This is a genomic window from Chromobacterium aquaticum (assembly GCF_021129195.1).
Lineage (GTDB): Bacteria > Pseudomonadota > Gammaproteobacteria > Burkholderiales > Chromobacteriaceae > Chromobacterium > Chromobacterium aquaticum.
This window is the reverse complement of record NZ_JAJOHW010000156.1, coordinates 1-11875: the sequence shown is the minus strand read 5'-3', so window position 1 is coordinate 11875 and position 11875 is coordinate 1. Positions and strand designations below refer to the sequence as shown.

Here is an 11875-nt window from a genome sequence, read left to right as displayed (position 1 = left end):
CCCCAGAACGGCACCAGCTGCGCCAGCATGCGCAGCGCTTCCTGCGCGGTCTGTTGCGGGCTGGCGGCGGAAAGCAGGGTCAGTCCCATGTCGCGCAGCGATTCCAGTTGCTGAGTATGGCGTTGCAGCGCCTGTTCGGTTTTCAGGCGCTCGCTGATATCGCGCATGATGGCGGTGTAATACTTGCGACCGGCCACTTCCAGCTGCGACACCGAGGCCTCGGCGCTGAATTCGCTGCCATCCGCCGGCCGGCGCCAGGCTGCGGCTGACCTGGCCGCTGCTGCCGAAGCCCTGGATCAATTGCGCGTGGCCGGCGCGCAGCGCATCCGGCACCAGCAGATTGACCGGCTGGCCCAGTACTTGCTCGGCGCTATAGCCGAAAGCCTGTTCCGCCGCCGGGTTGAATTGGATGATGTTCAGGTCGGCGTCTATGGTGACGATGGCGTCCATCGCGGTGTCGATGATGCCGGCGCGCTGCATTTCGCTGAGGCGGACCGCGGTGACATGGGCTTGCAACTGGTCCAGCATCTGGTTGAACTGGCGCGATACCGCGCGTAATTCCTGCGGCCCCAGTTCCGGCGCGCGCGCCTGCGCGTCGCCGTCGGCCACCGCTTGCGCGGTTTCGGCCAAACGGCGCGCCGGCCGGGTCAGCGCGCGGCTGAAGCCCTGTGCCAACAGGCTGCACAGCAGCAGGGTGAGGAGGCCGCTGGCCGCGCCCCAGCGCAGGCGGCTGTAGTAGGGCGCGAAGACGTCATGCTCCGGCAGCGCGGCCACGATCAGCCAGTCGGCCTGGGAAAATTTGCGATAGGAGTACAGCCGCGATACGCCGTCGCGGCTGACGCCCAATTCAAAGCCGGAGGCATTGGCGCGGATGCGCGCCATGGTTTGGGCAACGTGGACCGCGCTTTTGCCGTGCCAGAGCGTGGGGTCTGGATAGCGCAGCAGGAAGGCCGCCTGCGAACTCAACACCGCGATGGTCAGCTTGCGATCCAGCGCCGGGGGCAGCACCTGGGCTTGCAGCGCCAGCAAGTCCAGTTGCAGCGTCAGCAGGCCGATGGGCCGGCCTTGCTCGTCGCGCACCGGAAAGCTGGGCATCACTACCCAGCGATGGGTGGCTGGCTCCTGCAAGGGTTCGCTCAGCATCAGCCCTGGCGCGGCCAGCGCGCGCTGGAACCAGCCGGCCTTGGTCGGCGGTTCCCTGGCCGCGGGATTGGACGCATGGCTGCAGACTTGCAGTCCGGTGGCGGTGCTGAGTGTCAGATTGGTGACGGAGGGGAAGCTCAGCGCGATGTCGCGGAACGCGATGGCGCATTCGTCGAAGTCGAAGCGGCGCACCGGCGAGCGCTGGCTTAGCTGCGCCAGCAGTCGTTCCAGTTCCGCTATCTTGCTGGCCAGCGTCTGATCCACCTGGTCGGCCAGCACGCGGGTCTGTTCCTGGGCGGCGTCACGCATGTCGCGGGCCGATTCGTAGGCGCCGATGCCGATCAGCACCACCGCCGGCAGCAGGCAGGCCAGCGCGAACAGCAGCAACTGGGCGCGCAGGCCCAGTCCGCTGACGGCGGACAGAGTGCGGGTGAGACCTGCGCGCATGTGGCGGCTACTCTCCGGAGGCGGGGGATACTCAGAAATTAGTTGCTGCGCTCCGGCGCGGCAAGGCATAGACAGGGGCGATACGCGGCGGCAGAGAGGGGCCGGCGGCGGACATGCCTTGCAAGCCTTGTCTGGCAAGGCTTGCAAGGGGATGCCGGCTCGACTAAGTGCTTCCACTTAGTGCCGCTGTATGTAGCGTGGATTCCGCCTGGCGGGGCGGGATTTAGAGGGTGTTTACGAGCTCGCGAGCTAAGGCGAGACAAGGCGAAAACAGTTGAGAAAGCGGAATGTACGCGTGGTACATGAGCATTTCGAAGCGGTACTCACCGTGTCACGCTTCACGACGCGCAGCAGATCGTAAACAGGTTCTTAGAGGAACATGCCGCCGGAGGCTTCCACCCGCTGGCCGTTGACCCAGGCGGCGCCGTCGCTGAGCAGGGTGGCGATGGCGCCGCCGATGTCGTCGGGCCGGCCGACGCGGCCCAGCGCGGTCTGCGCGGCGATGTGGGCGTTGACCTGTTCGTTGTCGCGCACCAGGCCACCGCCGAAATCGGTTTCAATCGCGCCGGGGGCGATGACGTTGACCGCGATGCCGCGCGGCCCCAGTTCCTTGGCCAGGTAGCGGGTCAGCACTTCGACGCCGCCCTTCATCGCCGCGTAGGCGGCGTAGCCGGGCAGGGCGAAGCGGGTCAGACCGGTGGAGACATTGAGAATGCGGCCGCCGTCGGCGATCAGCGGCAGCAGCGCCTGGGTCAGGAAGAACGGGCCTTTGAGCTGGATGTTCATCAGTTGGTCGAATTGCGCCTCGCTGGTGTCGGCGAAGGCGGCGTGGATGCCGATGCCAGCGTTATTGACCAGGAAGTCGAAGTCGGCGCGCTGCCATTGTTCGGCCAGCGTCTGGCGCAATTGAGCGGCAAAGGCGGCGAAGCCGGCGCTCTGACTGACGTCCAGCGCCAGCGCGGCGGCTTGGCCGCCCAGCGCCTGGATCTCGGCGACCACCGCCTCGGCGTCGGCGGCGCGGCTCTGGTAGGTGATGACCACGTCCACGCCCTGGCGCGCCAGGTGCAGGGCCGCGCTTTTGCCCAGGCCGCGGCTGCCGCCGGTGATGACTGCGATCTTCTTGCTCATGGGAATCTCCTGTGTGGGGCGGGTGCAGGCTTGGACCCGATGAGCTCAGTTTATTGTATGGTTTTTGGTAAACAAATATCGTTTTTTTAATTATAGTGTTCGTATCAATATAACAATTGAGCGGTGGACATGAATAAGCTGGAAGCGATGCAGATTTTTGTGCGGGTGGCCGAGCTGTCCAGCTTCACCCAGGCGGCGGATAGTTTGGGCCTGCCCAAGGCCAGCATCTCGGTGGCGGTCAAACAGACCGAGGCCTGGCTGGGCGCGCGCCTGCTGCATCGGACCACGCGCAAGGTGCAAATGACCCAGGACGGCCAGGCTTTCTACGAGCGCTGCAAGGATGTGCTGGCGGACATGGACGAGCTGCAAAGCATGTTCCAGCGCGGCGAGGAGGCGTTGGGCGGGCGGCTGAGGGTGGACATGCCCAGCGGCGTGGCGCGCTATCAGGTCTTGCCGCGGCTGGACGAGTTTCTGCAGCGTCACCCGCGGCTGGAACTGGAACTGAGCAGCACTGACCGCAAGGTGGATATCGTGCGTGAGGGCTTTGATTGCGTGCTGCGGGTAGGGGGGCTCAACGATTCGAGCCTGGTGGCGCGGCCGCTGGGGCGCTTCCGCCAGCTCAATTGCGCCAGCCCGGCCTATCTGGCGCGCTACGGCGCGCCCGCCAGCCTGGACGATCTGGCGCGGCACCGGCTGGTGCATTATGTGTCCACCCTGGGCGCGCGTCCGGCCGGCTGGGAGTGTCATGACGACGGCGGCAGCCGCTGGCTGAGCATGGCCGGCAGCGTCATCGTCAACAATGCCGATGCCTACCAGGCCGCCTGCCTGGCCGGCTTGGGCCTGATCCAGGCGCCGGAGTCCGGCGTGCGCCATCTGCTGGATAGCGGCGAGCTGGTGGAGGTGTTGCCAGAGCACCGCGCCGCGCCGATGCCGGTGACGCTGTTGTACGCGCATCGCCGCAATCTGCCGCGCCGGGCGCAAGCGTTCATGGATTGGCTGGCCGAGGTGCTGGCGCCGCATCTGGCGTGAATTGGGTGTAAACATGGCGGCCCGGGGCCAAGCTGCCCTATCATGAGGGCTGTGCAACCGTCTTGCTTCGTCATATCCCCACCATGATTGTTAGACCCACTACTTCTTGGCTGCGCCTGTTGTTCGTCTGGCACGGCTCGGTGCTGCCGCGCATCATGCCGCGCCTGCTGTTGGTTTTCCTCATTTCCATCGTCACCGCCGCGGTGCGCGGCTGGTGGCTGAGCGAGCACGCGGATTCCGCGCTCAGCATTCCCGCCTTCACCCTGATGGGGGTGTCGCTGGCCATCTTCCTGGGTTTTCGCAACTCGGTCAGTTATGAGCGCTTCTGGGAGGCGCGCAAGCTGTGGGGCAGCCTGTTGATCGTCAATCGTTCACTGGCGCGGCAGGCGCTGTCGCTGGCGCCGGACAACGCCGACGCGCAGCGGCTGATAGATGGCTGTTGCGCCTTCGCCTACGCGCTGAAGGCGCAGCTGCGCGGCGATGACGCCGACGCCCATCTGCGCCGGCTGCTGCCGGAGGAAATCCTGTCCAAGGCGCTGGCGGCGCGCTTCAAGCCGGCGCTGATCCTGGCCTGGCTGGGGCAGCTGACCGCGCGCATGCGCCGCGACGGCGCGCTGAACGACATGCAATGGCATGCGCTGGACCGCAACCTGAATTCGCTGTCGGAAGTGCTGGGCGGCTGCGAGCGCATCGCCTCCACGCCGATTCCCTTCACTTACCGGGTGCTGCTCAACCGCACCGTCACCGTTTACAGCCTGTTGCTGCCGGCCGGCCTGGTCACCAGCATAGGCTGGCTGACGCCGGCGATCGCGGTGTTCATCGCCTACACCTATCTGGCGCTGGAGGTGATAGGCGAGGAGTTGGAGGAGCCGTTCGGCAAGGAGGGCAACGATTTGCCGCTGTCCGCGCTTTGCCACGGCATCGAGGCCTCGCTGCGCGAAATGCAGGGCGAGACGGTGGACGCGCCGACGCCGGCGCCGCAGGGAATTTATCTGTATTGAGCCATTGAGCAGCAGATCGTAAACAGGTTCTTAGAACCTGTTCAAAGTCTGCTGCGCTTCGGCGGGATGGATAGAAATGGGCGTTGAAACCGGCTTCGAAATGCTCATGTACCACTTGTACATTCCGCTTTCTCAGCGGTTTTCGCCTTGTCTCGCTCTTGCTCGCGAGACTGTGAACAGGCTCTTACAGCGCGGCCAGCTCGTCCAGACGGATGACGCGGGCTATCGTCGCCAGCTGGCGCATTGAAACCTGGTGTTCTTCCTCGCTGGCGGCGGCGCAGCCGTCTTCCAGCACCAGCACTTGGTAGTCGCGGTCGTGAGCGTCGCGCGCGGCGGCCTGTACCGCCCAGGTGCTGCTGACGCCGGCCAGGATCAGGCGCTCGATGCGATGGGCGCGCAGCACTGCTTCCAGCGAGGTGGCGTAGAAGGCGCTGACGCGCGGCTTGATCACGATGGCGTCTTCCGGCCTTACGTCCAGCTCCGGGTGGAAGGCGGTGCCGGGGCCGGACAGGTCCAGCGCGCCGAATTCGTGAGCGCGGCCGAACAGCGGCGAGTGCTTCGGCTGGTCGACATAGGACGGCGCGAAGCCCACTTTCACTTGCGCCACCAGCCAGCCGCGGCGGCGCGCCTCGGCGATGGCCTGGTTGGCGGCGGCGATGACGCCGCGCTGGCTGGCGTGTTCGGCGCAGCGCGCCACCTTGCCGCCGGCCACCATGATGTCGTGAATGTAATCCAATCCGATAAAAGCGGTATTCATTGCTGGGGTTCCTGCGGTGTTTGCGGAGAGTTTCGCGCGCGGCGCGGCTTTGACCGCGCCGCGCGGCGGCTTATTGCGGTTTCATGCAGTTGCTCATCCAGCGGATGCCGAAGCGGTCCACCAGCATGCCGAAGCGCGCGCCCCAGAAGGCTTCCTTCAAGGGCTCGGTGATCTGGCCGCCTTGGGCCAGGGCCTGGAAGATCGCGGTCTGTTCCGCTTCATCGTCCAGCGCGATATTGAGAGTGATGTTCTCTCCGTGTTGCGGGATGCGGCCCGGCATGCCGTCTGAGGCCATGAAATGAACGCCGCCAGCCTTGAATTCGGCGTGCAATATCTTGTCCTTCGCTTCTTCCGGGCTGGGAAAGTCGGCGTCGCCAAAGCGCATCATGGCGACGACTTCGCCATTGAAGCACTGACAGTAGAAAGCCAGCGCCTGTTCGCATTGGCCGTGGAAGTTGATATAGGGTATCAGCGTTTTCATCGGAAACTCCTGGGTGGGGCAAGGAGAGAAGGCGCGCGCCGGCTTCACGCCGGCAGGCATAGCCGCAGCGCGTCGCGGATCGCGTCCACCGATGCCGGCCGCGTCAGGCGGGCGGCTTCCTGGCCATGTTTCAGAAAAATCAGCGTGGGCCAGAGCTTGACGCGGTAGCTGCGTCCCAGCCGGCGGCCCGGCCCGTCCTCGATCTGCAGGTGACGGACCGCGCCGGCATCGGCCAGCGCCTGCTGGATCAACTCCTGAGCCGCCTGGCAGTGTCCGCACCAGGGCGCGCCGAATTCCAGCAGGGTAACGCCGGGCTGGGCGTCCAGTTCGGCGCGTTCCGGCGCGGGGTCGCGGTAAAGCTCGGGCATGGCAGGGAAACCGGGGCAAGGGTGGACTTTCAATATGCCAAAGCGATCGCGGTTTCGCCAGCGTCTTATTTGACCGGACGCCGGCGGCCGGGCTTGCCAAAAGCGGGTAAAACCGCGACGATGCAGGCCCACATCAGCCATGGCCAGGTTTTTACATCATGAAATCGCGCAACGCTTCCGGCGGCCTGGTGTATTCCACCGAATTTGGCCGCATGTGCCCGCAATGCCGGCAACCGTCAAGCCAGTGCCAATGCGCGTCGGTCGCGGCCATACCGGTCGGCGACGGCGTGGTGCGGGTGCAAAGGGAAACCAAGGGCCGCAACGGCAAGGCGGTGACCGTGGTCAAGGGCGCGCCGTTGGGCGCGCTGGAGTTGGCGCAATTGGGCAAGCAATTGAAAAACGCCTGCGGCAGCGGTGGCACGGTCAAGGACGGTGTAATTGAAATCCAGGGCGATCATTGCGATCAAGTCATCGCCATCCTCGCGCAGCGCGGCTGGGTGGTGAAGCGCGCCGGCGGCTAGGCCGGCGTCCACGCCTTGCAAGCCGGCCGGTTCGCGGCCGTCATTTCCTACAGCCTTGCCTTTTTAATTGTTTGGCATTTTTTGCCGGCAATTATCTTTTTGGCAATGCCGGTGTTTTAGGAAATTTCTTATATTCGCGCTCATAACAGCTCCAATACGATATTCAAATGGATATCAAACGTTTGGTGCTTCGGCCATGGTCAATTCTACAGCCGGCGGTTTCCAGCATGGCATGGCTATTGGCTGGGGCGCTGCTGCTGTGCGCAATATTCATTTCAATTATTCATTTGTATGTCCAGTTCAATCGCCTGGTCGCGGAGCACCGCATTGCCATCAGCGAAACGGCCTATACCGCTAAGGCGGTTCTTAATCTTCGTGAAGAATTCCTGAAACATGTGGCCGGGCCGGTATTGATCGGCCCGCCGCGTCGCGACGCCACCATGCAGGGTGGGGAACCGGTTTACCGTGAGCTCAAGCCCGGCTTCTTCCTGGCTTTGTCGCCAGCGGATCTGCGCCAGGCAAGGCGCCTGCATGTGAATCTGCTCTTCATGCTGGGCCGCGAGCAATTGACGGTCCGTCGGCTGGAAAGTGGATTTCCGGCTGAGACGCCGGTGCCGGAGCGGGTGCAGCGCCAACTGCGGGAGCGCACCGAATGCATGGAGGCGTGCGAGCCGGCGTGGCTGTCCGACCGGAGAGACCCGCTGCGCCGCATGTATATGGCACTGCCGGTGTTGCGGACCGTCGAATTGGACAAGGGCGAACAGGCTTGGCTGGCGTTGGAGTTTCAGCCGGCGGAGTTGCTGGCTAGCCAAGCCGCCAGCGGCTACGAATTCACGCTGAGCGACGCCGCAACCGGGATGGAGATTTCCGCCCCGGCGGCGCGCGATCAGGCACCCGGCTGGCAAGGCTGGCTGGGTGCTATCTTGCTCGGCGGCGGCGTGCAGGCGCTGTTCGCGCTGGAGTCGGGATGGACGCTGAGCTATCGCTATCCGGCGGCGGCGCTGCTGGGCGAAATGCGCGGCGCGGCGCTGAACAGCCTGTTGCTGCTGGGCTGCACGTTCTTGCTGCTGGCCTTGTGTGGCTTGTGTCTGCTGCGTCGTTTCGTGTTGCCGGCCCAGCGTAGGCTGCGGCAGCAGGCTGATAGCGAAGCCTTCCTGCGTTCGGTGTTCGATGCCGCGCCGGTTGCCCTGTGCGCGCTGCGGCGGCGCGATGGCCAGACGGTGCTGGAAAACCAACTCGCCCGCGACTGGTTACCCGCTGCCAAGCCGAACTGGAAATCGGCGGAGTGGGTGGAGCGGGTCTACCCGCGCGCGCGGCCGCTGCCGGCAGGCGGTGTTGGCGAAGAACTGCTCACCGTGGACGGCCGTCATTTGTTCGCCAGCCTGGTGCCCAGCCGCTACCGAGGCGAGGAAGTGCTGCTGTGCGCGCTCAGCGATATCAGCCTGCGCAAGCAGGCGGAGCAGGAACTGGAGCGTGCCAAGCAGCTGGCCGATGCCGCCAATGAGGCCAAGACCGCCTTCCTGGCCATCATGAGCCATGAAATCCGCACCCCCTTGTATGGCGTGTTCGGCAACCTGGAATTGCTTAAGCACAGCGCTCTTGATCCGCAGCAGCAAGGCTATGTGCAGGCCATTCAGAATTCTTCCGCCACGCTGCTGGGTCTGATCAACGATGTGCTGGACGTTTCCCGGATAGAAGCCGGTCAACTGCGGCTGGAGGCAGAGCCTTTCAGCCTGTTCGACCTGGTGCACGAGACGGTGCATGGCTATGCCGCCTCGGCGCTGAGCAAGGGTTTGTGGATCTATGCCTGCGTGGATCCTCGGTTTTGCCTGCCGGTGCGGGGCGATCCGCACAAAGTGCGCCAGATTCTGAACAATCTGCTCAGCAATGCGGTGAAGTTCACCGACAGCGGTCGCATCGTGGTGCGTTGCAGCGTCTTCAACGGAGAGAATGACGCCGGCTGGGCGGCGATACAGGTGGCCGATACCGGCGTCGGCATTGCCGCGGCGGATCAGGCCAGCCTGTTTCAACCGTTTTTCCAGGCGGGCGAAGGGCGCGGCAAGGCTGGCGGCGCGGGACTGGGCCTGCCGATCTGCCTGCAACTGGCGGTGCTGATGGGAGGGGATATCGATGTGGTCAGCGAACCCGGCCTTGGCAGCAGTTTTACCCTGCGCCTGCCGCTGAGCCCGGAAGCGGGTGCCGTCGCGCCGCTGCTGGCGCGGCGTTTGATCCATGTTTGCGCGCCGGTGCGGGAACTGGCGGACAGCCTGAGCGATTGGCTGAATGCGCTGGGCGCCCAGGCCGCCGTGTGCTCGGCGGAGGAGTTGCCGCGCGATGGCTGCTGCGTGGAAGTGTGCCTGGACGGCGGCCCGAGGCGGCGCGCCAACTGGCCGGGTGCGCGGGTGTGGCGCGGCGGCGAAGCGGCGCGCGCCGCCGCCGTCTGGGTTTCGCTGTACGAGCCGGCGGCCATTCTCCATGCCATCGTCGCCGAGTTGGACGGGCTGGCGGCGCACGCTCCGCCAGCCTGGGACGCCGCGATGCCGGGCCGGCTGGAGCTGCGGGTGCTGGCGGTGGAAGACAATGAGGTCAATCGGCAGACCCTGAGACAGCAGCTGGAAATGCTGGGCTGCCGGGTGCGGCTGGCGGCGGATGGCATGGATGCCTTGCAGCAATGGAACGCGCGCGACTTCGACGTGGTGCTGACCGATATCAATATGCCGCGGATGGACGGGCTGCGGCTGACACGGGCCATCCATGAGCGGGAGCCGGGGTTTCCGGTGGTGGGCACCACGGCCAGCAATCTGCCGCAAGACCATAATCAGGCGCGCGCGGCTGGCATGGCGGCGGTGATCGTCAAACCGGTGGACTTGGCCGGCCTGTTTCAATGCCTGGGTGCATTGGAGCGCAGCACGACGCGCGGTGATCTATCGCAGCCTGCCAATTGAGGGCGGCCTGTTGTCATGACGGCCGGTATGGGCGGACGCGTCTGCGAGAAGAAATGAAGCGATGGCAAAACAGATGCGTTCCATCGACACGCTGACCCGCTTGTCCTGGCAGCTGAACGCGGGTCTGATCCTGGGTCTACTCCTGATCTGGAGCGCGCTGGCGGCCAGCTATTGGATGGCTGAGCTATGGCTGGACGAAAAACAGAACAATGCGCAGCGGCATTTCGATTGCATAAGCGGGGTGATCCGCGAGCAAGAGATCTTCCTCAGCCGTGGCGCGCGGCGTAATCCGGCGATCCCCGGCGTGAATTGGTCGGCGTTGTCGGGAGAGGGCGCGCGTTTTGACGACTACCTGGTGCAGGAGGGCCGCGGCTCGCCGTATGCGATGGCTTTCAGCATCGGCTATCCGCAGGGCTACCCACCGGCGCGGCGGGACGCGCTGGCGGCTTTGGGCGCGATGGGCGCGGATTATTTCAGCGCTTATTGGGCCTTGGCCAAGAGCGCCGCGCCGCAGACCTTCTTGCTGGCGCTGAATGAGGAAGCGGCGCTGGCGGTGCCGGCGGCCGGCCGGCTGGAGGGGGCAACGGCGCTGACGCCAGCTGATTTCCGGACCAAGGCGGCTGGCCTGCGCCGGCTGGCAAGGCAGGCCGCGCTGGCGGGCGACGGCAAGCTGCGCTGGGCCGCAGGCCGCGACGCGCCGGAACTGGGGGACTCCCTCATCGTCGCCTTGGTCCCGGCTTTTGTCGACGCGCGCTTTCGCGAACTGGAGCCGGTACTGGCGGTGTCCCTGCTGGATCCGGAGCGCGACTGCGCGGCGGAGGCGCCGGAGCTGCGTGGCTTCGATACTGTCAGCCTGATCGCGCCGGATGGCCGCGCGCTGCTGGGCGCCGTTGCGCCGGCCGGTTTGCGCGCGGGCCTGAATTTCAGCCGCCAAGGGCTGCTGTTTTACTTTCCGCCTGGGAAGGGGCAGGGCTGGTCCGCGCTTTACCGTGTGGATTACCGGCGTTTGCCGGCGACGGATCTATGGGCGCTGGCTCTGCCTTTCGGCGCGCTGCTGCTGGCCCTGGCCGGGGTGTGGGCGGCGCGCTGGCATCGCCAGCGGGTGTTGGCGCCGGCCTTGGCGCTGGCCGAGGGGGAGGCGTTCTATCGCACGCTGACACAGCGCGCGCCGCTGGCGCTGCTGGCCTTGGACGCGCAGCTGAGGCCCTTGCTGGAGAACGCGCTGGCGGCGGCGTGGTTCGAGCGCGAGCGCGACTATCCGCAGCTGGCGGCATTTTGGGACGAGGCGGCGGCCGCGGACGAGGCCGGCGGGCTCTCCGTCTGCCTGAGGTTGGGAGGCCGCTATTTGCAGGCCAGGCTGGCGCCGGCGCGTTACCGCGGCGTCGCCGTCATATTGTGTGTCTGCAGCGATGTTTCGGCGGAGCGGTTCCGCGTGATGGCGCGTCAAGCCGCCCGCAGGCAGGCGCGGCGCGCGAGCCGGGCGCGCTCCGGCTTTCTTGGCCTGATGCGCGCCCAGATCCGCGCGCCCTTGCATGGGGTGCTGGGCGCGTTGGAGTTGCTGCAGCAATCGCCGCTGAACCCGCGTCAGCGCGCCAGTCTCGATACCTTGCAGCAAGCCTCCGCGCGATTGCGGCAGGTGATAGGGCTGGCATTGGACCTCTACGGCATGGAGGCTGGCCTGGCGCAGCGTGAAGAGGTGGAGTTCTCACCCTTGCAACTGGCAGAGGCGGCGGTGCGGGCCGCGGCGGAGCAGGCCAGACGCAAGGGTTTGCGCTTGTATGTTTGCGTTGCCGTCCAGGCGCCGGAGCGAGTGCGCGGCGATGCGCGGAGCATTCGCAAAATACTGGATCAGCTACTGGATAACGGTATTCAGTTCACCGAGTCGGGTTGGGTGATTTTGCGAGTGAACGCTGTGAGGCGCGGGCAGGGGGAGGTGGAACTGGAGTGGCAGGTGGCGGATACCGGCGTCGGCATGGACCAGCGGCGTCAGCGCTTGCTGTTTGCTCCGTTTTCTGCTGACACAGCCGGTCTCGGCCTGCCAAGCTGCATGCAGCT

General features: G+C 65.6%; 11 protein-coding genes. 5 read left to right on the top strand and 6 right to left on the bottom strand.

The genetic code is table 11. The features are described from left to right. Both LQT98_RS21025 and LQT98_RS21020 read right to left on the bottom strand, forming a co-directional pair. On the bottom strand, window positions 1-1590 hold a 1590-nt coding region (locus tag LQT98_RS21025), incomplete at its 3' end, for a cache domain-containing protein (protein ID WP_231464950.1). A 369-nt stretch (window positions 1591-1959) separates the two neighbouring features. After that, complete coding sequence (locus LQT98_RS21020) at window positions 1960-2718, bottom strand: SDR family NAD(P)-dependent oxidoreductase (RefSeq protein ID WP_231464948.1); 759 nt, start codon at window positions 2716-2718, stop codon at window positions 1960-1962. A gap of 129 nt (window positions 2719-2847) precedes the next feature. On the opposite strand from LQT98_RS21020, the gene LQT98_RS21015 reads away from it, so the two are divergent. Continuing rightward, on the top strand, window positions 2848-3747 hold the full coding sequence (locus LQT98_RS21015; RefSeq protein WP_231464946.1) for a LysR family transcriptional regulator: 900 nt from the start codon (window positions 2848-2850) through the stop codon (window positions 3745-3747). Between the two features lie 83 nt (window positions 3748-3830). Further along, window positions 3831-4748, top strand: coding sequence for a bestrophin family protein (locus LQT98_RS21010; RefSeq protein ID WP_048411407.1), 918 nt, complete (start codon window positions 3831-3833; stop codon window positions 4746-4748). 184 nt (window positions 4749-4932) lie between these two features. Here LQT98_RS21010 and LQT98_RS21005 read toward each other — a convergent pair whose 3' ends face one another. The 3 genes from LQT98_RS21005 to LQT98_RS20995 all read right to left on the bottom strand — a co-directional run bounded on the left by LQT98_RS21005 (window position 4933) and on the right by LQT98_RS20995 (window position 6354). Continuing rightward, on the bottom strand, window positions 4933-5505 hold the full coding sequence (locus tag LQT98_RS21005; protein WP_048411408.1) for a cysteine hydrolase family protein: 573 nt from the start codon (window positions 5503-5505) through the stop codon (window positions 4933-4935). 70 nt (window positions 5506-5575) lie between these two features. Continuing rightward, on the bottom strand, window positions 5576-5986 hold the full coding sequence (locus tag LQT98_RS21000) for a VOC family protein (protein ID WP_231464944.1): 411 nt from the start codon (window positions 5984-5986) through the stop codon (window positions 5576-5578). Between the two features lie 44 nt (window positions 5987-6030). Continuing rightward, the gene (locus LQT98_RS20995) at window positions 6031-6354 is read right to left on the bottom strand and encodes a thioredoxin family protein (protein ID WP_231464942.1); all 324 of its coding nucleotides are present in this window, start codon (window positions 6352-6354) and stop codon (window positions 6031-6033) included. Window positions 6355-6512: 158 nt separating this feature from the next. On the opposite strand from LQT98_RS20995, the gene LQT98_RS20990 reads away from it, so the two are divergent. Next, on the top strand, window positions 6513-6875 hold the full coding sequence (locus LQT98_RS20990) for a translation initiation factor Sui1 (protein ID WP_231464940.1): 363 nt from the start codon (window positions 6513-6515) through the stop codon (window positions 6873-6875). A 275-nt stretch (window positions 6876-7150) separates the two neighbouring features. Here LQT98_RS20990 and LQT98_RS20985 read toward each other — a convergent pair whose 3' ends face one another. Further along, window positions 7151-7408, bottom strand: coding sequence for a hypothetical protein (locus LQT98_RS20985; protein WP_231464937.1), 258 nt, complete (start codon window positions 7406-7408; stop codon window positions 7151-7153). On the opposite strand from LQT98_RS20985, the gene LQT98_RS20980 reads away from it, so the two are divergent. After that, window positions 7409-9820 carry a response regulator gene (locus LQT98_RS20980; RefSeq protein WP_231464936.1) on the top strand — a complete coding sequence of 804 codons (2412 nt, stop codon included), beginning with the start codon at window positions 7409-7411 and terminating at the stop codon, window positions 9818-9820. Window positions 9821-9881: 61 nt separating this feature from the next. Beyond that, the coding region (locus LQT98_RS20975; RefSeq protein WP_231464933.1) for a histidine kinase dimerization/phospho-acceptor domain-containing protein at window positions 9882-11875 on the top strand (1994 nt) is incomplete at its 3' end.

Bases quoted from the DNA above. Each gene is read 5' to 3' on its own strand.
- LQT98_RS21020 (WP_231464948.1), bottom strand. From the start codon at position 2,718: ATGAGCAAGAAGATCGCAGTCATCACCGGCGGCAGCCGCGGCCTGGGC.
- LQT98_RS21015 (WP_231464946.1), top strand. From the start codon at position 2,848: ATGAATAAGCTGGAAGCGATGCAGATTTTTGTGCGGGTGGCCGAGCTG.
- LQT98_RS21010 (WP_048411407.1), top strand. From the start codon at position 3,831: ATGATTGTTAGACCCACTACTTCTTGGCTGCGCCTGTTGTTCGTCTGG.
- LQT98_RS21005 (WP_048411408.1), bottom strand. From the start codon at position 5,505: ATGAATACCGCTTTTATCGGATTGGATTACATTCACGACATCATGGTG.
- LQT98_RS21000 (WP_231464944.1), bottom strand. From the start codon at position 5,986: ATGAAAACGCTGATACCCTATATCAACTTCCACGGCCAATGCGAACAG.
- LQT98_RS20995 (WP_231464942.1), bottom strand. From the start codon at position 6,354: ATGCCCGAGCTTTACCGCGACCCCGCGCCGGAACGCGCCGAACTGGAC.
- LQT98_RS20990 (WP_231464940.1), top strand. From the start codon at position 6,513: ATGAAATCGCGCAACGCTTCCGGCGGCCTGGTGTATTCCACCGAATTT.
- LQT98_RS20985 (WP_231464937.1), bottom strand. From the start codon at position 7,408: ATGCAGGCGCCTTGCCTGGCGCAGATCCGCTGGCGACAAAGCCAGGAA.